The 21097-nt window shown below is 70.2% G+C and carries 26 protein-coding genes; 14 read left to right on the top strand and 12 right to left on the bottom strand.

The window, feature by feature from the left end; translation table 11 throughout:
* The first annotated feature begins 126 nt into the window (after nt 1-126).
* Together AB0I49_RS16985 and AB0I49_RS16980 are read left to right on the top strand one after the other, a co-directional pair.
* On the top strand, nt 127-324 hold the full coding sequence (locus AB0I49_RS16985; RefSeq protein ID WP_363227741.1) for a hypothetical protein: 198 nt from the start codon (nt 127-129) through the stop codon (nt 322-324).
* Entirely contained in the window at nt 321-2036 is a 1716-nt protein-coding gene (locus tag AB0I49_RS16980; protein WP_363227740.1) for a mobilization protein, read from the top strand. The genes AB0I49_RS16985 and AB0I49_RS16980 overlap by 4 nt, the downstream gene beginning before the upstream one ends.
* Nucleotides 2037-2198: 162 nt before the next feature.
* On the opposite strand, the gene AB0I49_RS16975 is transcribed toward AB0I49_RS16980, so the two are convergent.
* Entirely contained in the window at nt 2199-2390 is a 192-nt protein-coding gene (locus AB0I49_RS16975; protein ID WP_363227891.1) for a DUF397 domain-containing protein, read from the bottom strand.
* A gap of 45 nt (nt 2391-2435) precedes the next feature.
* Nucleotides 2436-3284, bottom strand: coding sequence for a helix-turn-helix transcriptional regulator (locus AB0I49_RS16970; protein WP_363227739.1), 849 nt, complete (start codon nt 3282-3284; stop codon nt 2436-2438).
* A 205-nt stretch (nt 3285-3489) separates the two neighbouring features.
* On the opposite strand from AB0I49_RS16970, the gene AB0I49_RS16965 reads away from it, so the two are divergent.
* The 11 genes from AB0I49_RS16965 to AB0I49_RS16915 all read left to right on the top strand — a co-directional run bounded on the left by AB0I49_RS16965 (nt 3490) and on the right by AB0I49_RS16915 (nt 11921).
* Nucleotides 3490-3933 carry an ATP-binding protein gene (locus AB0I49_RS16965; protein ID WP_363227738.1) on the top strand — a complete coding sequence of 148 codons (444 nt, stop codon included), beginning with the start codon at nt 3490-3492 and terminating at the stop codon, nt 3931-3933.
* Nucleotides 3933-4316: a hypothetical protein gene (locus AB0I49_RS16960; RefSeq protein WP_363227737.1), complete on the top strand. Its 384-nt coding sequence runs from the start codon at nt 3933-3935 to the stop codon at nt 4314-4316. The genes AB0I49_RS16965 and AB0I49_RS16960 overlap by 1 nt, the downstream gene beginning before the upstream one ends.
* A 627-nt stretch (nt 4317-4943) precedes the next feature.
* Nucleotides 4944-5633: a hypothetical protein gene (locus AB0I49_RS16955; RefSeq protein ID WP_363227736.1), complete on the top strand. Its 690-nt coding sequence runs from the start codon at nt 4944-4946 to the stop codon at nt 5631-5633.
* Nucleotides 5630-6238, top strand: a complete 609-nt coding sequence (locus tag AB0I49_RS16950; protein ID WP_363227735.1) for a hypothetical protein — start codon at nt 5630-5632, stop codon at nt 6236-6238. The genes AB0I49_RS16955 and AB0I49_RS16950 overlap by 4 nt, the downstream gene beginning before the upstream one ends.
* A 353-nt stretch (nt 6239-6591) precedes the next feature.
* The gene (locus tag AB0I49_RS16945; protein ID WP_363227734.1) at nt 6592-6744 is read left to right on the top strand and encodes a hypothetical protein; all 153 of its coding nucleotides are present in this window, start codon (nt 6592-6594) and stop codon (nt 6742-6744) included.
* Between the two features lie 353 nt (nt 6745-7097).
* Nucleotides 7098-7736 carry a hypothetical protein gene (locus tag AB0I49_RS16940; protein WP_363227733.1) on the top strand — a complete coding sequence of 213 codons (639 nt, stop codon included), beginning with the start codon at nt 7098-7100 and terminating at the stop codon, nt 7734-7736.
* A 12-nt stretch (nt 7737-7748) separates the two neighbouring features.
* Nucleotides 7749-8705, top strand: a complete 957-nt coding sequence (locus tag AB0I49_RS16935; protein WP_363227732.1) for a hypothetical protein — start codon at nt 7749-7751, stop codon at nt 8703-8705.
* A 17-nt stretch (nt 8706-8722) separates the two neighbouring features.
* Entirely contained in the window at nt 8723-8977 is a 255-nt protein-coding gene (locus tag AB0I49_RS16930) for a helix-turn-helix domain-containing protein (protein ID WP_363227731.1), read from the top strand.
* Complete coding sequence (locus AB0I49_RS16925) at nt 8974-9915, top strand: endonuclease/exonuclease/phosphatase family protein (protein WP_363227730.1); 942 nt, start codon at nt 8974-8976, stop codon at nt 9913-9915. The genes AB0I49_RS16930 and AB0I49_RS16925 overlap by 4 nt, the downstream gene beginning before the upstream one ends.
* Nucleotides 9916-10195: 280 nt before the next feature.
* A complete protein-coding gene (locus AB0I49_RS16920; RefSeq protein WP_363227729.1) occupies nt 10196-10675 on the top strand; it encodes a helix-turn-helix transcriptional regulator in 480 nt (159 codons plus the stop codon).
* Nucleotides 10676-11006: 331 nt separating this feature from the next.
* Nucleotides 11007-11921: an rRNA adenine N-6-methyltransferase family protein gene (locus tag AB0I49_RS16915; protein ID WP_363227728.1), complete on the top strand. Its 915-nt coding sequence runs from the start codon at nt 11007-11009 to the stop codon at nt 11919-11921.
* Between the two features lie 62 nt (nt 11922-11983).
* Here AB0I49_RS16915 and AB0I49_RS16910 read toward each other — a convergent pair whose 3' ends face one another.
* The 5 genes from AB0I49_RS16910 to AB0I49_RS16890 form a co-directional block, all read right to left on the bottom strand.
* Nucleotides 11984-12142 (bottom strand): hypothetical protein, encoded by a 159-nt coding sequence (locus tag AB0I49_RS16910; protein ID WP_363227727.1) that lies wholly within the window; start codon nt 12140-12142, stop codon nt 11984-11986.
* 69 nt (nt 12143-12211) lie between these two features.
* Nucleotides 12212-12421: an NUDIX domain-containing protein gene (locus tag AB0I49_RS16905; protein WP_363227726.1), complete on the bottom strand. Its 210-nt coding sequence runs from the start codon at nt 12419-12421 to the stop codon at nt 12212-12214.
* An 88-nt stretch (nt 12422-12509) separates the two neighbouring features.
* Nucleotides 12510-12866 carry a hypothetical protein gene (locus tag AB0I49_RS16900; protein ID WP_363227725.1) on the bottom strand — a complete coding sequence of 119 codons (357 nt, stop codon included), beginning with the start codon at nt 12864-12866 and terminating at the stop codon, nt 12510-12512.
* Between the two features lie 50 nt (nt 12867-12916).
* Nucleotides 12917-14239, bottom strand: a complete 1323-nt coding sequence (locus tag AB0I49_RS16895) for a UDP-glucose/GDP-mannose dehydrogenase family protein (protein ID WP_363227724.1) — start codon at nt 14237-14239, stop codon at nt 12917-12919.
* A gap of 126 nt (nt 14240-14365) precedes the next feature.
* Nucleotides 14366-15604, bottom strand: a complete 1239-nt coding sequence (locus AB0I49_RS16890) for a hypothetical protein (protein ID WP_363227723.1) — start codon at nt 15602-15604, stop codon at nt 14366-14368.
* A 240-nt stretch (nt 15605-15844) separates the two neighbouring features.
* Here AB0I49_RS16890 and AB0I49_RS16885 point away from each other — a divergent pair, with 240 nt between their 5' ends.
* Nucleotides 15845-17266, top strand: a complete 1422-nt coding sequence (locus tag AB0I49_RS16885; protein ID WP_363227722.1) for a transcriptional regulator — start codon at nt 15845-15847, stop codon at nt 17264-17266.
* Between the two features lie 138 nt (nt 17267-17404).
* Here the strand turns inward: AB0I49_RS16885 and AB0I49_RS16880 are convergent, their stop codons facing one another.
* The 5 genes from AB0I49_RS16880 to AB0I49_RS16860 all read right to left on the bottom strand — a co-directional run bounded on the left by AB0I49_RS16880 (nt 17405) and on the right by AB0I49_RS16860 (nt 21095).
* A complete protein-coding gene (locus AB0I49_RS16880; protein ID WP_363227721.1) occupies nt 17405-18553 on the bottom strand; it encodes a cytochrome P450 in 1149 nt (382 codons plus the stop codon).
* 164 nt (nt 18554-18717) lie between these two features.
* The gene (locus AB0I49_RS16875) at nt 18718-19509 is read right to left on the bottom strand and encodes an SDR family NAD(P)-dependent oxidoreductase (RefSeq protein WP_363227720.1); all 792 of its coding nucleotides are present in this window, start codon (nt 19507-19509) and stop codon (nt 18718-18720) included.
* Between the two features lie 63 nt (nt 19510-19572).
* Nucleotides 19573-20007, bottom strand: coding sequence for an ester cyclase (locus AB0I49_RS16870; protein WP_363227719.1), 435 nt, complete (start codon nt 20005-20007; stop codon nt 19573-19575).
* Nucleotides 20008-20023: 16 nt separating this feature from the next.
* Entirely contained in the window at nt 20024-20845 is an 822-nt protein-coding gene (locus AB0I49_RS16865) for an alpha/beta hydrolase (protein ID WP_363227718.1), read from the bottom strand.
* A gap of 46 nt (nt 20846-20891) precedes the next feature.
* Nucleotides 20892-21095, bottom strand: a complete 204-nt coding sequence (locus AB0I49_RS16860) for a DUF5988 family protein (RefSeq protein WP_363227717.1) — start codon at nt 21093-21095, stop codon at nt 20892-20894.
* Between the last annotated feature and the right edge of the window lie 2 nt (nt 21096-21097).

The raw sequence follows: 21097 nt of genomic DNA, 5'->3' as shown, positions 1-21097 counted from the left end.
TTTCCCCTCGTCCAAGCCGGCGCCGCACAGTGCGGTCTGTCCATCGCCGGGTTCCTCGCGCGGTCCGCGCTGAACGCCGCCCGCGACCTTGAGCGCACCGCAGCCCAGGTCGCCGATGAGCGTGAGGTGATCACCGAACTCTTCGCCGCCCGCCGACAGCTCGGCTGGGCCGGCAGCAATCTCAACCAGGCGGTCAAGGTCCTCAACTCCGGCGGCGACGTACCCCAGATCACCGACGCCATCACGGCCGTACGACGTGCCGCCGACCGTGTCCAGCAGGCCGCCGCCCACCTCCTCGGCCAGCGGACGACACCTCGCCCGTGATCCCCAAGATCAACACGCCGGGCACCCGCACCATCGGCCTGCTCGCCTACCTCTACGGCCCCGGCAAACACGAAGAGCACACCGACCCCCACCTCGTCGCCTCATTCGACACCCTCTCCCCCGACCCCGGACGCGACACCGCCGCCACCCTCAAAGACCTCCAACTCCTCCTCGACCAGCCCGTCCAGGCCCTCGCCCGGCACCAGCGGCCCCGGCGGTACGTCTGGCACTGCTCCGTACGCGCCGCCCCCGGCGACCGCACCCTCACCGACGACGAATGGGCCAACGTCGCCCGCCGCCTGGTCGCCGCCACCGGCATCGACCCCGGCAGCGGCGAGGCGGGCTGCCGCTGGGCCGCCGTCCGCCACGCCGACGACCACATCCACATCATCGCCACCCTGGTCCGCGAAGACGGCGGGCGCCCGGACGACTACCGCTCCGGCAAACGCGCCCAGGCCGAATGCCGCCTCATCGAGTCCGACCTGGGCCTGACCCGCCTCAACGCCGGCGACGGCACCGCCGCCCGACGCCCCACCACAGCCGAACGGCACAAAGCAGGCCGTACGAACCGCGAACGCACCGCGCGCGAGGAACTGCGGGAAACCGTCCGCCGCGCGGTGGCCGGAGCCGAGACCGAGACGGAGTTCTTCGACCGCCTCACCAGATCCGGCCTGCTCATCCGCCGACGCGCCGCCCCCTCGGGCGACCTCCTCGGATACACCGTCGCGCTGCCGGAGGACCGCAACAAGTACGGTGACCCCGTCTTCTACTCCGGGTCGAAGCTCGCTCCGGACCTCTCCCTGCCCCGCATTCGCAAACGCTTCACCCCCAACCCCGAGCAGAAGCAGCAACCGGGTGCCGACCGCGAGGGCCAAACGCGTCTGCGGCCGGCGCACAGCCCGTCCTCGGCGCGGCGAGCCGCGACCGACGCGGCCTGGGCAGCGGTGCTCGTCATCGACCAGGGTGAGGACGGGCTCGTAGCCGGGCAGCTCGCCGCGGCGAGCGAGGTCCTCGACGCGCTGGCCACCACCTCCGCCGCCCACACCCGCCAGGAACTGCGCGAGGCCGCCGCCACCTTCGAGCGAGCCTCCCGCTCCCACCTCCGCGCCGAGCACCACCACACCCGCGCCCTGCGCCGGGCCGCCCGCGACCTCGTCCACGGCGGTCCCGCACTCGGGCGCGGAGAGGACGGCGCGACGACGGCGATGGCGATCGACATGCTGTTCTTTCTGGCTCTCGCCGCCGCCAACTGGCATGCCCGACGCCACCACGCCCAGCAGTCCGCCGCCGCCCGCCAAGCCGCCGACCACCTCTGCGCCGCCTACCAGAACGCGGCCGGCCCCGCGCTGGGTGCTCTCTACCAACGGGGCCGCCGACTCGCACGCCCTCTGCGCGAGCGGCAGGCCGCCGCCGTGAGGGGAGCGGTGCCGCACCTGGCGGAGCGGGTGCTGGCCGAACCCGGCTGGTACGCACTCGCCGCCACCCTCACCGACGCTCAACAAGCCGGACACCAACCCACCGCACTACTCACCGAGGCCACCCGGCGACGGGAGTTGGACAGCGCGGAGTCGGTCAGCGACGTACTGGTCTGGCGAATACGCCGCCTCGCCGACCTCCCCGCCACCACGAGCCCGGCCACCGGCACCCCGCTGTCCTCCACGGCACGGAGGGCAGCCAAGGCCCCGAATCAGCAGGAAGGCCGCACCCGCTGACTGCCAGAAATCACAGCAGAAGCGGCTGGCGTACTGGGGGAGAACAGAGGCACTTGCCGCTGCCGAGAGCTTCTGCCCGAAGACGTGTGGAGTCCCGGCCCAGAGGGCCGGGACTCCACACGTTGTTCGCAGCAGTACATCGCGCAGGTCGGGTACTGGTGACTAACAGGCCCTGGAGGTCGGGAACTCGTCGGCTATCACTGCGTCCAGGAAGTGGGCCCAGGCACCGCGCTGGCAGAACAGAAGCCCGCCGTTCGGTGTCTTGCTGTCGCGCACGACGCGGCCCCCGTCAGCAGTGCGCGCTACCTCCACGCAATTTCCCTGCTGAGTCGAGTAGGACGACTTCCGAAACACGCTGACTATCTCAGGGTTCACGATTCCTCTTCCATGCGTTGCGGTCTACCTCTCAAGGTAATGGCGAATCCGGTCGGCGCTCTCGTTGGGGGACAGCGCCACCGAACGCAATCGATCAAAGACGTTGACGTAGATGGCCAGGTCTGCGGGTGCCTCCACAACACTCGTGTTCGCCGGCGTGCCTACCGTGACGGCTTCCACGTTGGCTTCGATTCCGAACGAGAAGGCCGCGAAGGAACCCGACATGCCTGCCACCACGCTGGCGTCATGAGGCAAGATCTGGAGCGTCACGTTCTGCCGTTGACCTGCGTTGAGCAGGTGCCTCAACTGAGCGTCGTGCGCCCTGGGAGTACAGGTCAGTGCTGTCAGAGCAGGCTCCCAGATGATCGCCGTGAAGTGTGTACCGCCTTCGTCGATTGTTCGCTGGCGTTCTTGTCGGACCTTCACCAACTCAGATACCCGCTCGGGGAGAATGGCAGTGGGGCCAGAAACGGTCACCGCTTCCGCGTACTCCCGGGTTTGAAGTAGGCCCGGAACCAGGCACGGCTCCCACGAGCGGATGTAGGTCGCATCGTTCTCCAGCGCGATGTGGTCGGCATAGTCAGCAGGCACCGACTCTTGATCGATCCACCATCCACGCTCGTTGCTCCGACGAGCCCACTCCTCCAACCTGGCCCGCTCAACGGGATCTGTTACCCCATAGCGGTCCAGCAGTGTGCGAACTTCGAGCGCCGATGCCGAGACCTGACCGCTCTCCACGCGGCTGACCTTGGTGACCGATTTCAAGATCGCCTCGGCAGCAGCGCTTTGGTCCAGGCCAGCTGCTTCCCGATGACGCTTCAAGGCGCCTCCGAGTCTCCGACTGCGAACCGTCGGCTTCCCGCCTGCGGGCATGAGCCCCTCCTCTCAAGGAATTTCTCTAGTTTGCCGCCCTGGAGCGAACCAGAGCCAGTGGAATCGCCAACGGTCGCAAACTTGCGCGCGAGGGACTTGCGGCAGTGAGTGTGCTCACTCTACCGTGATTTGCGTAGCGCACCGCAGGCGAATCCTGGCGGTGGGTGATCGTGATGCATCGTCATGCGCTCCAAGGGGATGAAACATGTCCGCACGCGCCAGACCAGCAGCAGAACCGCCAACACTCGTGCCGTCGCTCGATGTTGCGTACAGGTTTGTCCGGCATCGAAGTAGCGCTGGTCGGGCCCGTGAAGTTCTTCGCCAACAGCTCCAGGAGTGGGGCGTCGTAGGCGAAGTAGTCGAGTCCGCCCAGTTGTTGTTGTCCGAACTGGTCGCGAACGCCGTCGAAGCGGAGCCGGTCGAAGTCCGCGAGGTCGGTATTCGGCTCGCCCTGTCGTCGGGGTGCTTGCGGGTGGAGGCGGTGGACACCAACGAGGAGCAACCGGTGTCGCGCCAGGCGGAGGAGGACGACGAATGTGGGCGTGGCTTGGCGGTCGTGGCTGCGTTGGCCGACGCGTGGGGCGTCACGCCGCGCGAGGTCGGAAAGGCCGTCTGGGCGGAACTTGCGATCCCGGAGGTGGCAGCGTGATGACCGCGCGCGTCCAGCCGTTCCGTCGGCCCTGGGGCGGTCGCGTCATTCGCGTGCAGGCGGTGGCCTACCTCCCCAACGGCCGTGCCGTGCCGCTAGGCAGTGCTGTGGTGGACTCGCCCCGGCTGGCGATGCGGTGCGTTCTCAACCGGGTGACGGACGTGGCGGAGCAGGTTCACGACGCCTGGGTGCGGCGGAGCTGGTCGCAGCTGGGTGAAGCACCGGAGTACGAGCGCGCGCTCGCCCAGCTGGCGGCCGGGTGCATGTACGTCTTTGAGGCGCCGGACGACGACGGCGCGCAGTACGTCGTCAGTGCCGCGCCGGCCTTCCGCTCTTGGTCTTCGCAGCAGGTCGAGCGCCCGTGTTCGGGAGCCTCGTGGTGAGCGGGGGGTGCGTCGCGCGGTCGCTGACGAGCAGGGGGTTGTGGTGTGAGCGGATCACGTACGGGGCGAAGGACCCGAACGGCATCGCCTCGATAGCGACATGCGTGCCCACCAGCGCAACCCAGGCTGTCCGTTGTATTCGTGCTGATGTGCGGGCATTGAGTGCCAGCTTCTCGCCGCGTGAGCGTCGTCGCGCGTTGCGATGGGCGGATGACGGCGGGTGCCTGGCCGCCATTGCCTCGCTCCAGAGGGGGGAGCCGTGCGGCTTCGCGCTCCGCGAGGCCGGGAGACGGGTGGAGTGGGCGGCCGTGCCCGTCGTCTTCCTCCGGCTCGTCAGCGCTGACGGCTCCTCTCGCTGCCTCAGCAGGAGAGACCGGCTGCCGGGGTTCGGGCCGTCGCTGCCGCTGGTGGCCAGGGCGTATTAGACGGGCGGGGCCGCCGTGGCGTCTCCGGCCGCTCCGCCCTCCAGCTCCCCGGCCGCGGCGATCCCGCAGGCCGGGGGCGCGGCCCGGTCCTGCCCGTCATGCGGTCAGGGCAGGACCGGGCCGTCGAGCGAGATCAGCCAGCACAGCGCCGCGCCGCGCGGTGTCCGACCGATGCACGTAGGGGAAAAGGGAGAGGGTTCGGGTGTCTTATCCGTTGGCGGTGCTCTACACCTGCCGTGACGGGCAGCAGGAGCGGTCCGCCCTCGCGCAGTTCGAGCGCGCTACGCGCAGTTGTCTGCAACTCGCGCCGTACAAGACCTACGCGGACAAACGCGTTCCCGACCAGCCGCTGGAGCGGCGTCGGTGGTGGTTCGCCGTCGAGGAGCTGCTGCGTGCAGGCATCGTGGGTCACCTGGTCGTTCCGGCGATGGAGGAGATCTCGTACTCCTGCACCGAGCAGCGCAGTGTCTACCGGTGGGTGGTCGCGGCCGGGGCCACGATCCACCGCCTGGGACCGGCGAAGCCCGTCTTCAGCGACGAGGACCTCAGCAGCTCCAGCACCGCCCTGGACATCCTGGTCGATCTGGAGACGGCGTGGGAAGTGACTGCCGGCCGCTACACGGATGACCAGGAGCTCGATGAACTGAGCGGCGCGCTTCGCTGTCACCTCCAGCGGCTCCTTCCGGGCGCCGACCGGCGTTGGAGGGCGATGAACAAGGCCGGCCCCGGATCGACCTATCACCGGGTGCGTCAGACGGTGCGCGCCGGTCAGCGGGCCCTGACGGTAAAGGATGCAACGGATCGGCGGGCCGGTGTCCTGCGGCTGGCGCTGGCCACCCACGACCTGTTGCCGCCGGAGCGGACCAGGGGGTGGCAGGACCCGTGGACATGACCTGGTTACCTTTCCCTCTCGCCGTCGCCATGCCCGCCATCGCGCTCCTGGCCACCGGCCGGCAGGGGGCTGCGGGCCCGGGGCGGGCCGGAGCGGCGAAACGCTTCCGCTCCAAGGGCCCGGCCCCGGAACCGAGCGCGCCGGTGCAGACGTCTTCGACGGCCCCGATCGGCGGGCCGGGTTCCGGCATCACGGTGACGTGGACGAAGCGCCCGCAGGGGCCGTCGACCGCAGTGGATGTGGTGTGGCTGTGCCGGGAAAGCGTGCCGAGGAGCGGGCCGTCCGTCAGGGTCCGGGCAGGTTCGCACGGGGTGACTCCGCAGGTCGGTACGGCGGTGCGGTGGCTGGCCGCCGCCGTGCAAGTCCACGCGAGCACGCTGCCGCCGCGGCGGGTCGCGGCCTTGGTCGAGTGGGTCAGTGACCCCCTCGTCCAGAAGGTGATGGTCGAGGCCCTGGCCGCCTTCGGCCTATCGGTGTGCGTTGCCATGGAATCCGAGGACAGCGACGGCCAGCAGGGCGTCGCGTGGCTGATCGAGCCCGTCGCCCGGCCGTTCACATTCGTGGCCGACGTGGAGTTCAAGTGGCCGACGGCCGCGGCTTCATGAGCGCGGTCCTGGCGCTCAGCGTCGCCGCCCGATGGTGGCTGCCGACGGGCATGCCACCGCAGCCCGGCCTGACCCGCCCGGTCGCCCGGACCAGCGCAACGACCGGCTCCTCGCAGGATTCCATGCGTCCTTCCGCTCTCGGATCGCAGCCCGCGTTACGGGCCCGCAGTCGCGCACAGCCCCCGCACTGCCCGCCGCATCCCGCACCGCCGGTGCGCAGCAAGAAGCCTCAGGCGCGCATCGCCTCCCGCCCATGGCGGCTCGGAGACGGTCGGTCGCGTGGCCCGCCTGCGGCACTCCCTGAGCTGGACCCGAACACGTAACCGCGCCACTGATGAAGAGGGAAAACGCACGTGGGCAAGAAGAAGGACACCATGGCCGCCGCCAAGAACAAGATCAAGCAGGACCTCAAGAGCAACAAGGAAGCCCGGCGCACGCAAGGGTCTCTGGCCGACCGGGAGGTGCGCCTGCACACCCCCAAGGGCCCCAACGGCAGGGCCAGCTGACTTCCGCACCCCGCACCACCGGACCCACGGCCCCGCCAGGTGCCGACGGCATCGCTCGCAAGAGCAGTGCGGTCGGCCGGTGTGGCGGGATGCCGTGATGGTGACCGGCAGCAGCAGCGCCACCCCGTCGGCTCGATAGCCGGACGCTGCTCTGCCCGCATCGGGCGTGCTGCCCCTCCGGCCGCCCGATGCACCCCGGGCCGGCACTGGTCCCGCCGGCCCGGGCCCCACCCGCCCCGGGAATGCCAGCCCCCGACTCCCTCTATTTGGAGTGCTCCGTGTCCCTTCAATCCATCCCAGGCATACCGGGCCGGGCCCGGCCCCCTTGCGGCGGTCAGCGCGCGGCGCGGAACATGCCGGGTTACCAGATGCGCCCGGCGGGCCGTACGGACCACCAGGACATCGCCGATCTCGTCCACAGCCGCGCGCGGTGGCTGAACACTCGCAGCCTGTCCTCCACCGCGGCCGCGGATCCGGCCGTCCTCGACCTGCTCGGTGGCATCGACACCGGCACCCCCATGACCTGGGTTCTGTGCCGGTCTGGCCAGGTGGTGGGTTGCGCCGCACTGATCAAGGCGACCTCCGGCTGGGGCTGGCCCGCCCGCTGCCGCCGTCAGCCGGCCCTCACCCTCACCGGCCTGATCACCGCCCCGCAACACCGTGCTGACCGGCCCGGGCGGCTGATGACCTCCTGGTTCACCGACTACGCCGCCCGCCAGGACGGGGTGCAGTGGCTACGCGGCTGCGTGACCGGCCCACGGTTGATGCGGGAATTCCGCGACGGGCACGGCTGGGACGTGGTCGAGAACGGCTACCCGAGCGGCCCGTACTCCTACCTCATGCAACGCCGCGCCACCTTGATCGACAGCCTGACCAGGCAGATCAACGGCGCGCCCGACAGCGCCGACGGGACCCGGCCCGGCTGCGCCGAGCCGGGCGAGGAGAAACGTCTCCGCGCCCGGAGGCAAGCGCCCCACCCCTTCGATGAGTAAGAGGTCTTCCGCATGACGCGCTACATCACGATGACGCGCTCCATCACGCTGCTGGACTGGAATGTGGAAGGAGGAATCCACTGGGAGGAAGCGGCCAGCTGGATGGCCGCGCAGAGGCCCGACGTCGTCTTCCGCCAGGAACTTCGGATCCGCTACGCCCAGGCCGAGGCGCGGCGCCTGGGCATGATGTGCCATCTCGGCATCTCCCGGGCGAACATGGACCGCGACAACCCCAAGGAGAACGCCGTCTTCCTCCGGGGCGACGGCCCGCTGGACTTCTTCGCGGAACACCCGCAGTCGTGGGCGCCCTGGTACGCGCCCGCGCACGTCACCGTTAAGACGCGTGACCGGGACGGCACGCTCAGCCCCCGCAAGATGGCCCTGGTCTCCGGACACGCCTGTCACTGGTCCCCTCTCCACCGGCTCGTCGAGGCCCAGTGGTGCTCGACCCTGGCCCAGTACGGCCAACTGGCCATCCAGTGGTGGGACTGGAACAGCTACCGCGAAGGCGAGCGGGACAGCGCGAGCTGGGAGGGCTACGAGGACCACGCCTATGTCGCCAACCGCACCTATCTCCAAGGCGGCCAGCGCATCACCGACGACCGACCCGACCGCGAGCTGCGCGCCGCCGGCTACGTCGAGATCGCCCGCTTCGCCGCCGAACACCGTGGCCAGCCGGAGGCTTTGCGGCCCGCTTCCGGCTACCGCGAACGCCCCGGCCGGCCCGCCGGGCGCCGGTACTGCGTCGACCGCGGCTACCTCACCGCCGAACTCGCCCCCGCGATCGTCAGCGCGGAGGTCTGCGACACCCCGCGGTTGCGGCAGATCTCCGACCACCTCCCGCATCTGGCCCGGCTCGACTACGACACCGTCCGCGACATCCTGCACCGCTCCTCCCCGGCCTACCAGCCACCCACCGAGGAAGCCCCCCTCACTCCGGTGCTGGACCAGCCGCCCGCCTCCGCCTGACCGCAGGAGCACACTCCGTGCCAGAAGAAACGGGCCCCTTGGGGCTGCCGCGCATCCCGCCCCGCAAATGGCTCGTCGGCGAGCGGGCGGAGGAGTTCGCCACCGCGGTAGCCCGTGCCTACAAGCACCGGGGCGCCAGCATCCGCGACATCGCCGAAGAATCCGGCCGCTCGTACGGCGCGATCCACCGGCTCCTGTCGCAGCAGAAGGTCACCCTCCGACCGAGTGGAGGCGGGAACCACTCCTCCACCCAGAAGAAAGGACACAAATGAAGCGCCCCCTCACAGTGCTGTGCTGGAACTTCGAAAGGAACGGCGGCAGCGACCCGGACAAGCGGCTGAAGGCACACGAGCTGCTGGTCTCCTTGAACCCGCACATGGTGCTGCGCCAGGAAATGCCCGGCGCGGACACCAAGGGCAACGAGATCATGTACGAGCTGGAGGACGTGCTGCGCCTGCGCGGCTGGCTCGGCCCGCGTTCGTGCACCGCAGTCTTCGCCGACCCGGCCGTCTTCCAACCGGTCCGCGAGTGGCCGGACACCGGCCCCATGTGGGTCCTGCCGCCCACCGCCCTCACCTTCCGGTTCCTGCCCGCCGGGTACGAGGCGCTGCCCCTCAACGCCCTCTCCTACCACCTCAACTACGCTTCACCGACGCTCCGACGCATCGAGGCCGAGTGGCTGACCACCTGGGCCGACAAATGGTGGGCCCTCCCCGACGGCCGGATGGTTCAACTGCCGGTCATCGCCGGAGGCGACAACAACAGCTATCCGGCCGCACGCCTCGAAGAAGACCTCACGCTCCCCGTCCCCAAGGAGATCAAGGACAAGCCGCACCGCGCCCACCGCTCATACGTCGCTCAGTACGGCACCCGACTCATGCACACCCGCCCCGACGAAGTACTGCGCACAGCCGGCATGGAAGACGTCGCCCGCCACTGGGCCACCACGCGACTTGGCGATGCCTCCGCACTGGCCCGCACCGTCGATGGCTGCGACACGCACGGACCGGACGCCCGCATCGACCGGATCTACACCGCCGAAACCCTGTTGCCCGCAGTACGCGGCGTGGATGTCATCGAAGTGCCGCACGACAAGTCGGACCACCACATCGTCCGCCTCACCCTGGACCCCGACACGCTCTCGGACATCCTCAACAGCCAGATCCGTACGACGATGCCCCACACCGCCCAGGACACGACAGCGGCATGACCAGCACCATTCCGGATGCGTCGCCGCCCAAGTACCTCGGGGAGCAGGCGCCCGGTCGACTGATCCAGGAACCGCATTGCGGGGCACCCAAGCCTGGTTGACGTACGGCAGCGGGGGCGGCCCGCGCGCTCTCGACGGCGCGCGGGCGTCCGACCGGCGAAGGGACCAGGCCCGTCCGAAGTGGCGGGCCGGTCACTCGGCCGGAACTCCGCTGCAGGACCACAGCCTCCAGGAGCAGCACGATCGGCCCTGCAAACCGGACCCCACGAAGGAGCGCCCCTTGACGAGCAGCCGCCCCACGCCCCCCGGGACATCCCTGACGCCCCATGAGAAGAAGGTCCTTGAGCTTGTCGCCGAGGGCCTCGAAAACCGCCAGATAGCCCAGGAGACCAAGGTAGGGCCATCGACCGTCAAGGGGCACCTGCGCGCCATCCGGACGAAGCTCGGCGTCCGCAGCCGGGCGGCGATGGTGGCCCGCGGATACCGAACCGGTCAGCTTCCTCTCCCCAAGGAGGAAGAACTCCCCTCGGCCATGACCGAACTGGATCTTCGGCTGCTGCGACTGCTGTGCGAGGGCAGAAGCATCATGAACATCGCCGACCTCCAGACGATTTCCCAGCGCACAGCCCAGAGCAACATCACCCAGTTACTGTTCAAGGTTGGCGCGCCGAACATGGCTAAGGCTGTGACCCTCGGATACCAGTGGAGAGTCCTGGCGACCCGCCGCCAGGACAGGTGTCGGTCAGAGGAAGCCATCTAGCAGGCCGGTTGTCTGGGCCCTTGGCTCGGAGGAATTGGGCGAGGGCGAATACGCCACTAGCCGACGCATATCCCAGATGTAGCGCAGGTCCCCTCTCAGCCGAGAGGGGACCTGCGATGTCGAGCGGGGACGTGGCGATCAAGCCGGGCAGGCCAGCACACTGGCACGGTCACCAGCCGGAGCGGCAAGGAGGCACAAGGTGGACCGTGGGGAGCAGAACGGGCAGGTCGGCGGCCCCTCGTCGAGTCCGGGAGACCCCGGTAACCCCGACGCCGAACCGAATCCTGAAGAGCCCGATGACGACGAGGAGTAGCTGACGGGAGCCGCGGCGATGGACGCGGGCGACCTGCGAGCCCGGTGCGCGGACGAGATCGAGGCCCGGAACGGTGCCGCGTTCGGGCAGCCGTGGCTGCGTACCGCTTTCCTCACCGTCCCCCGCGAAGAGTTCGTGCCGGACCGGGTGTGGTGGGCACACCCCCGTACGGACGGGCTGTATCACGTCATCGACCGCGCGGAACGTCCCCGGGCCTGGCTCAAGGCCGCGTACGTGCCGCTCGCCGCGCTGATCACGCAGATAGCCGACGGCCGGGTACGGGCCGAGGACGGCCCCACCGACTGCTGCGCGTTCACCAGTTCCCTCTCCTGCCCGGCCGTGGTGGTCGACATGCTGCACCACTTCGCTCCCCAGCCCGGCGACCGCGTCTTGGAGATCGGTACGGGCAGCGGCTACAACACCGCCCTCCTCACCCACCGGGCCGGCGAGGTCGTCAGCGTGGAGATCGACCGCGGCCTCGCGGAGCGGGCCGCGGCCACGCTGCGCCGGCTCGGCCACGCTCCGCTGGTGGTGTGCGCCGACGGGGAGCAGGGGTATGCGGCGGGGGCCCCGTACGACCGCGTCCTGTCCACCGTCGCGGTCCGCGCGATCCCCCCGGCGTGGCCGCGGCAGGTCCGGGCGGGCGGCGTCATCGTGACCCCGCTGGCTACCCCGTTCGCCTGCGACGTGCTGTGCCGGCTGGTGTGCGACGGCCAGGGCGGAGCGACCGGCATCCTCATCAAGTCCATCGTGTTCATGAAGACCCGCGGACAGCGGACGGAGATCCCGTTCGCGGAACTCGGCTGGTCTCCGGCTGCGGCGTCCGTCGACCTGCGGCGGACGTGGGCCGACTACACAGTCACCATCAGCGCTTTGGGAGAACAACGTGTACGCGTACGCCCCGAGGGGGCAGAGGCGAGTACGGGGAGGTGAGCGTACGCACCATCAGGGTGCCGATGGCCCGCGGGCAACGGCCGGGCTGGTTGCTTTCGGCTTCACCCTGTCGGTGATCCTGCGACGCCCCCAGCAGCGTCGTCTTCGGCGTCGGCCTGCTGGGCGGCGTCGAGGTGGATCGCTTCGACGCACCACGGTGGGACGTGCAGGCGCGGCAGTATCCGGGGGTGGAAGTGGGCGAGCATGATGCCTTCGGTCACCGGGGTGCGGGCGGCGTCGCCGTTCCAGGTGGCGGTGAAGACTTCGATGTCGGCGCGGCCGTTGCCTTGTTACAGCGTGGCTAGGGGGTGCAGGTCGGGGAGGGTGAGGCCGGCTTCTTCGTGGAGTTCGCGGGTGATGGCTTCGTACGGGGTCTCTCCGGGCTCCAGTTGGCCGCCGAGGAAGCTCCAGTGGCCGGGCCAGCAGATGCCGTCGATGTCGTCGCGCAGGTGCAACAGGTACGCGCCGTCGCTGTTGCGGATCGCTGCCGCCACACCCATGGGCCCTCCTTGGCTCGCCGATGTGCACGGTACGCGCCGTGGGCGGGGCGGCCAGGGAATCGGCTGCCCCGCCCCAGGTGTCGCGGGGTTACGCGGTGGCGGTGGCGTGTTCGCGTCCGCGTCGGGTGCGGCGGTGCAGGACTTCTTCCAGGGTGGTGCGCCAGCCGTCGGGGTCGATGTAGACCATGGCGAGGAGCGCGGCGAGGACGGCGCCGCCGAGGTCGTTCATCACGCCCGCCCAGGAGTGCTCCGGGCAGTCACAGGTGGTGAGTCCTTTGAGGCCGTGGAGCTGGTGCATGGCCTCGCCGCCTTCTTCGCCGACCTTGCCGACCTGGAGGGCTTTCAGTTCCTCGGCGGGCAGGTGGCTGCCTGCCGTCCGGCACACGGCCGCCAGGTGTTCGACGGTGTCGAGGTCGAGGGCGTCCAGGAGCTTGTACGTGGTCATGGTGCTCTCCTCCTGCGGGAAGGCGGACGGCTCCAGTGCCCGGCCGCCGGTCAGTGGGGGGTGTGCGCCGCGGGGCGGCCGAGCTGGTGCACGCGCCATCCGGCGGCGGTCCAGCGGTGGGGGTCGAGGGTGGTGCGCAGGTCGATGATCAGGGGCTGGGTGGGCAGGTCGTGCAGGGCGGTGGGGTCGGCGTCGCGGTAGTGGGGCCATTCGGTGGCCAGGACGACGGCGTCGGCTCCTTTGAGGGAGGCGGGGAGGTCGTCGGTGTACTCCAGCTCGGGGTGGCGGGCCAGGGCGGTGGGGACGGCGTGCGGGTCGTGGACGGTGATGCGGGCGCCGTGGTCCTGGAGGAGGCGGGCGACGGCGAGGGCGGGGGATTCGCGGACGTCGTTGGTGCCGGGCTTGAAGGCGGCGCCCCAGACGGTGATGGGGCGTCCGGCCAGGGGGCCGTCGAGGGCGCGGGTGATCAGGTCGAGGGCGGCGGCGGGCCGGTGTTCGTTGATGATCTCGGCGGCGCGCAGGAGGGCGGCGGCGTCGTCGGCGCCGAGCTGGCGGGCGGCGGCGGTGAAGGCGCGGATGTCCTTGGGCAGGCAGCCGCCGCCGTAGCCGATGCCGGGGCTCATGCCGCCGGTGCCGATGCGCGGGTCCATGCCGATGGTGGCGGCGACGGTAGCCACGTCCGCGCCGGAGGCGGCGCACATGTCGGCGACGGCGTTGATGAAGGAGATCTTCAGGCCGAGGAAGGTGTTGGCGGCCCCTTTGATCATTTCGGCGGTGGGCGGGTCGCACACCACCAGCGGGGCGTCGAGGGGCGCGTACAGGTCGCGGACGATGGTCTCGGCGCGGCGGGAGGGGACGCCGGCGACGATCCGGTCCGGGCGCAAGGTGTCGGCGACCGCGTGGCCCTCGCGCAGGAACTCCGGGTTCCATACGACCTCGACGTCGCGGCCGGCGGGGGCGTGCCGGGCCAGCAGGTCGGCGAGTTTGGCGGTGGTGCCGGGGGTGACGGTGGACTTGCCGATGATGAAGGTCGGCCGGGTCAGGTGCGGGGCGAGGGCGCGGGCGGCGCCGAAGACCTGGCCCATGTCGTAGCCGCGGCCGTCCGCGTCGAGGGGCGTGCCGACGGCGAGGAAGTGCACATCGGCGTTCTCAGCGGCCTCGGCGAGGTTGGTGGTGAAGCGCAGTCGCCCGGAGGCGGTGTGCCGGGCGAGCAGGTCGGGCAGCTCCGCCTCGTAGATGGGGCTCTCGCCGCGGTTGAGGGTGTCGATCTTCGCCTGGTCGGTGTCCACGCCGATCACCTCGTGGCCGATCTCTGCCATGCCCGCGGCGTGCGGGATGCCCAGGTGGCCGCAGCCGATGACGGATACGCGCATGGTTCGGTGTGCTCCTTCGGTCCGCCCGCTCGTCTTGGTGAAGGGCGGGCCGGTCAACGGGCTCGCACGCTAGCGCCGTTGACCGGCCTGGCGGACATTGGGCAGGTCGCGCCGTTGACGCTGGGGTCAGGCCGCGGCCTTCTCCAGCAGGTGCCGGGCGAGGGCGGGCAGCGCCTCATCGGCCGGGGCGTTGCAGACCAGGTCGCCGTCCTGCGGCCCCTCCAGCGGGTAGGGGTGGAAGACGTTGCCGGTGCGGAAGCCTTCGGGGTCGCAGTGGATGACCTGCATGCCGCGTGCCCGGGCGCGGGCGGCGACCTGGCGACGGTCGGCGTGCAGTCCGACCACCAGCAGCGCGCGGGCCCCCGGGGCCCATTCCACGTCGGGGATGGTCTGGTCGTAGCGGCGTACGAAGCACTCGCGCAGCCCGGCGCGGGCCGCCAGCACATCGAAGTTGTTGGTGATGACGGGCCCGGTCAGATACCCGGTGTCGTGCAGTTCCCTGAGCGCGAGCAGTGCGGGAGTGGGCTGGGCCTGGAAGCAGGCGCGGTACATCTCCACACACTCCTCGGCCTTCTCCTCCGGCGCGGCGAGGAACTCCGTCAGCAGCGGGTCGTCCTGGGGGCGCAGCACGAAGCCGTGGGCGCCGGGGGCGTCGTCCTCGCGGGTGGTGACCCGGTAGATCTCGTGCAGCCGGTGCAGCGCGGGAATGCCGGCCTCCCAGCTCGTGCCGCAGCCGATCTCGACCTGGAACGGCAGGAAATCGGCGAGCGTCGCGAGGTCCGGGATGCGCCGGAAGGCGCCCGGCGATGCCTTGCGGCGGATGCCGCCGGCCAGCACCTGCCAGGGGCGGCGGCGGCTCGCTGGGGGCGGGACGTAGTTGGACGAGGCGATCTGCACGTCCAGGCAGGCGTATCCGCGCGGCAGCGTGCGGCGGGCGCGGATGTCCTCGGGGTGCGGGGCGGAGCGCAGGGCCGGAGTGACGCGCAGGTCGCCGCGTGCCCACCCGCCGCCGTTCTCGGGCTTCCAGCCGCCCGCGCGCAGGGCGGCGCGGACCGTCTCCCAGTGCGCGCCGATCTCCTCGGCCGGGGCGGCGGCGTGGTGGTACAGGTAGAACTGGCGCAACGCCAGGGCCGGGGCGCCGGTGGTGGCGGCGAGCCCGTACCGGTAGCGGTAGTGCACCATGCGGCGCCGCGCGTCGCCGGGCCGCCAGCCGGACTGCGCGGCCGTGGCCTGCTCCTGGGTCCGCCGCCAGATGCCCTCCTCGATGTCCCGGGGCCGGTCGGCGCTGCGCGTGCCGAAGAAGGTATTCCAATCGCGTTCCTGCTGCGGGGTGAGCTGGTCGACCACGATGAAGGGAAGTTCCATGGGGACCTCTCGCTGTGAGCCGTACTCCAGTCCCCGGGCCGCGGCTCGGGGTACCACCACGGCACCACGACCACCTGGGCACGCGAAGCCGGTGGAGCGTGGCGGAGGTCGGCGGACACCGCGGCGTCGTCCCGGCGCGCGGTCCGGCGAAAGACCGGCGAATGCCCCGGTGTTGTTCCTGCCGGATGCCGCACGCCGTACGCTCGGAAGGTTCGTCGGCACTTTGGCGGAAGGGCCCCGATGGGACAGACCGGCGGCCGGTTGCCCAACACCCTCTTGAGCCACTTCATGGACCGCGCCCAGCTCTCCAACGCCCAGCTCGCGCAGGCGGTCACCGCGGGGGCGCGGGCCGCAGGGCACCGGCACATCAACCCGGACGAGAGCCGGGTACGGCGCTGGCGCGCAGGAGAATGCCCGCGACCGCCCGTGCCGCAGCTCATCGCCCAGGCCCTCGGGGCCCGGCTGGCACTGCCGCTCACCCCGGCGGACGTGGGCCTGCCCGGGCCGCAACAGATGCCCGGCCACGGCGTTGATCTGCCGTGGCAGCACGCCGCCACCATCGCCGCCATCGCTGCCCTGACCCGGAGTGACCTGATGCTGCCGCACACCCGCACCAGCCACGACGCCGCACAGATCCACAGCGCCGACGCCCTCCTGGAACCGCTGCGCCGCTGGCCCTCCGCGAAACCCGCCACCCTGCCCCACACCGCGGCACGTCCCGGCATGCTGGGCACCGCTCAGGTCGAATCGATCGAGGCGCTGACCGCCGCCTTCCGCGACGCCGACAACCGCCATGGCGGCGTCCTCTCCCGCCGCGCCGTCGTGGCACAGATGAGCGAGATCAACGACCTGCTCGCCACCGCCTCCTACACCGAAGCCACCGGCCGCCGCCTCTTTCGCGCCGTCGCCGACCTGGGCAGCGTCGCCGGATGGATGTCCTTCGACGCCGGAGCCCACGTCAGCGCCCAGCGCCTCTTCGTCACCGCCGTACACGCCGCCAGCGAAGGCGGTGACCGCCAGCTCGGCGCGCACATCCTCCAGTGCATGGCCCGCCAGATGTCCCACCTCGGACACGTCGAAGACGCCCTCGAACTCGTCGCCCTCGCCCAGTACGGAGCCCGCCGCCACGCCGGCCCCGGCACCCGCGCCATCCTCGCCGCCCTCCACTCCCGCTTCAGCGCCATGCGCGGCGACCTGGAGGAAAGCCAACGGGCCGCCGGGGAAGCCGAAGACGCCTTCACCCGCATCCGCCCCGACGACGAACCCCCGCACACCGCCTTCTTCGACGAAGCGGAACTCTGCGCCACCCTCGGCGTCGCCCACCAGATCGCCGCCAAACACGCCTCCGGCCCCCACCGCACCCAACGTGCCGACCAGTCCCTCACCCTGCTGAACAACGCCCTGCGCCTGCGCCCCGCAGGCCGCGTCCGCTCCCGCGCCTTCGACCACATCGGCCTCGCCCGCACCCACCTGGCCGTCGGCGAACTGGCCGGAGCCTGCCAGGAGGCCACCACCGCACTCACCATCGCCGAGGGCCTGCACAGCACCCGCATCGCCGACCGCCTCAGCGAACTCCACGAAGAAACCGAACCCCACGCCGCCAGCGGCGACATCTGCGCCCTGCGCGAGCGCCTGGAAGACGCGGTCCCCACCACACGCTGAACGGAGACGCTCCCGTCTGCTCGCCCACCTCGGCTGCGTGGAGGCCGAACAGGCAGCCACCGACCTTCGATCCCCGGCACCCCCTGCTGCCCCTGCACCGTGGCCCCACCGGTGACGGGGCGGGGGTATGGCGGCGGGCTAGCGTGCGCTGCCCCAGGCGCACGGCAGATAGGTGATGTCCTGGATGATTCCGCGTGATTCGCGGATGGGTGGTGCGGTGGCGCGTATGTCGGGTATGCGGGTGAGCATTTCCGTGAGGAGGACGGTGAGTTCAAGGCGGGCGAGGTGGGCGCCGATGCAGTAGTGGGGGCCGGGGGCGCCGAAGCCGATGTGGGGGTTGGGGTCTCGCCGGATGTCGAATGCCTCGGGGTTGTCGAAGACGGTTCCGTCCATGTTGGCGGAGGCGAGGAAGAGGATGACTTTGTCGCCCGGCTGGAAGGCGTGGCGGCGCAGCCGTACGGGGCGGATGACATTGCGCCGGACCCAGGCGCCGGGGGAGGTGTGGCGGACGCATTCTTCGATGGCGGAGGGCAAATGGGTCTGGAGGCTGTCGAGGAGGATCCGGCGTTGTTCGGGGTGTTCGGTGAGCAGGATGAGGGCTTGGGAGAAGGTGTTGCGCACTGTTTCGTTGCCGCCGCCCACCAAGGTGAGGAAGAAGGAGGCCACTTCGTTCTCGTTGAGGGTTTTCTCTCCGGGAAGTCCTGCGACGAGTGCGGAGATGAGGTCTTCTGCGGGGTGGGTGCGGCGGGCGTGTACCAGCTCGGCGATGAGGCTGCGGAAGGTGGAGAGGGCCTCGACCAGTTCGCGGGGGTCGAGCCGGCTGTCGATGTCGTTTGAGCGTTGGAGCGTATCGACGGCTTGGAGGGCGTCCGCGCGGGCCGACTCGGGGATGCCGGTCATGGAGCAGATGATCTCCAGCGGAAGGGGCGCGGCCGCGTGCTGGACGAAATCGCAGGGGCCGCGGTCCAACAGATCGTCCATGACGCGCCCGGCGATCGTCCTCATTTCGGCTTCGAGCCTGTCGATGGATTTCCGGGTGAAGGCCCGCGCCACGATCTTGCGGAGGCGGGCGTGCCGCGGGTTGTCCATGTTCATGAGGGACGCGTCGTCCTGGTGCCGCATGTGAGGGGGCGCGGAGTCCAGGGTGAGGACGGTGGGTTCGGAACTGAAGGCTTCGGTGTTCTGGCCGGCCGCTACGACGTCGTCGTAGCGGGTGAGGGCGTAGAAGCCGTCGTCTAACTGCCAGGTGCCCGATGCGGGGCGGCGCAGGAGGGCCGGGGCGTCCATGGTGCGCAACCGTGCGAAGACCGGGTTGCGGTCGCATGGCTGGCGTTCCCAGAAGCTGGGAGACAGCGGGTTGTCCGCTTCGCGGGCAGGTCGGTATTCCTCCGGGGCGGGGGGAGAGGCCGTGGGCTGATGGCCGTGGGGTGCTGTTGTGTGCTGGTGGTGTGTCACCGGTGCACCTTCCCTCCCGCGTGCATTTCGCGGGTGACGCGGTCGTAGTCGATCCGGCGGAACAGGGCGTGTGCGAGGTCGGGGGCCTGCGCGGCGAGCGTCGCGCTGAGCCGTACCGGGAAGGGGGAGACGATGGTTTCTCCGCGGTTGTGCTCGATGGCGCGGGCGGTTGCACGGGCGATTTCTTCGGGACTGTTCGACCCTCCGGTCCAGCGCGGCAGTTTCACCTCCGGCTTGACGGAGTGGGGTTCGCGGATGTAGCCGGGAAGGATGGAGGAGACGCCGATTCCGTGGGGCCGGAGTTCCTGGCGCAGGGCTCGGCTGTAGCCGCGGAGGCCGAATTTGGCGCAGTTGTACATGGAGACGCGCTGGGTCGCGTATTTCCCCGCCACGGAGAGGATGAATGCCAGGTGTCCGTGTTTTCGGGCCGTCATCCCTTCAGCAGCCAGGCGGGCCAGGTGTACGGGGGAGCGGAGGTTGATGTCGAGGAGGTAGTCGATTTCTTCCGGGGTGAACTCGGATATCAGGCCGAAGGCCAGCATGGCGGCGTTGGCGATGACGATGTCGACCTCGCCTGCCGCTTTCATGAGGCGGCGTACTTCTTTGGGGCTGGACAGGTCGGCGGCGACGGCGCGGGCGTCGAGTTTTCCGGCGAGCGGGTCGAGGATGTCCTGGCGGCGCCCGGTGAGCACCAGGTCGGCGCCCTGGTCGGCCAGCTCCTGGGCCAGGGCCTGGCCCAGGAGTCCGGTGGCGCCGGTCAGGAGAACGGTGGAGCCGTGGATGCGCATGCTTACTCCGTGGATCGCTGGGGCCGCGTGCCGGGATCCCTCCGCGACACGCGGCCGGTCCGGTCAGGGAAGCTCTACTCCGACCTGCCGAAGCAGCGACAGCATGTCGTAGTACTCGGAGAACTTCACGACTTTGCCGTCGTCGCCGTACTCGTAGGTGCTCGCACCGTGCAGGATGACGCCGCTTCCTCGCTGCCCCTTGTCGACCAGCGGGAAGGGAGCGAAATGATCCGTCAGTGTCCCTGTCATCCACCAGTGGTGCACGCACGCACGGTCCGTCGCGACGATGCTGTCGTTTCCGAACGTCAGGTCGGAGAATGCCGCGAACCAGACCTTGGCGTACTCGTAGAATTCATCGGCGCTGTCTGCTTCCATTCCGGTGGCCCAGTCCTTGTACTCCAGCTGGTCATCCATGAGCGAGGCCGGGAAGTCATTTCCGGCGTTGAGTGCTTTGACGATCTGGTTGACTTGCTCGATGTGGTCTTGCGCTGTTGTCATGTGTCCTTTCCTTTCTTCACGGGAGGGTGTGCAGAAATTTCCGCAGCGCGCGGAGGTAGTCGGCGGAGCGGCTGTGATGGATGGAGTGGTCGGCTCCGGAGACCTGCGTGAGGCGACCGTGTTCGGGCAGATACCGACGGGTGCGCACCCAGGCGAGTGGATCGATGCCGGTACGGACGGCGGGGTCGGCACGCAGGATGAGAAGGGGCACGGTCACTCGAGCGAGCAGGGGGAGCAGGTCGCCGGCGGTGGCGCTGTCGGTCATGACGCTGTGCAGGATGTCGGGAGTGGTGTGGCGTAGACCGTCCAGGGTCGTGCGAGTGGTGGCGGACGTGCGATGCGGGGACATGCCGTGCACGATGGCGGCCCGGCGGCTGTCGGGGAGGCGCATCAACTCTTCTCCCGCGGCGGTGAGCTCACGGAGGATCGGCGAGGCGAACGAGGCCGGCAGCTCTTCGAGGACCAGACCGGACAGGGCGCTCGCGTCCGGGTTGTGGCTCCCTCCCGTGGCCAGGGCAAGCGCGACTGCGGCGCCCCAGGAGTGCCCGATGAGGACCGGACGGGTCAGGTGCAGCTCCCGGAGGAGTGCCGCGAGGTCGTCGGCCGCCCGGTGGAGGCCGTAGTGGCCGCGGGGCGGGTGGGGGCTGGTCCCGTGCCCCCGCTGGTCCAAGGCGAAGACCTCTGCGTGCCGGGCCAGTTCAGGGCCGACGCGGTGCCAGGTGGCGGCAGAGTCGAGGACTCCGTGCAGCAGGACCAGCGGGGGGCGGCCTGTGCCCGGCCCGGACCAGTGCCGGCAGTGGAATCGTCCGGCGGGCAGGTCGACGTACAGGCTCCTCACGGGGCGCTCCCTGGGAAGGACGGTGCGGGCGGTACGGGGCGGCGGCCTATTCGGCGATCATCGTGCGATAGCTCCACCTGTAGACCGGCTGCTCGGAGGCGTGGGTGGCGGCCTCGTCGAGTTCGTAGTGCTCGTAGCCGTTGCGCCAGCGGATGGTCAGCCGTTCCAGGTCCTGCCGGTCGGGCGGTCGCGGGTGCCGGACCAGTTCGGGAGGACCGTCGACGAGTCGGTAGCGGGCCGTGCGGGTCATGG

This window comes from Streptomyces sp. NPDC050617, assembly GCF_040654795.1.
Classification (GTDB): Bacteria; Actinomycetota; Actinomycetes; order Streptomycetales; family Streptomycetaceae; genus Streptomyces.
The sequence above is the reverse complement of the archived record's forward strand: the minus strand, read 5'-3'. Positions and strand labels throughout refer to the sequence as shown.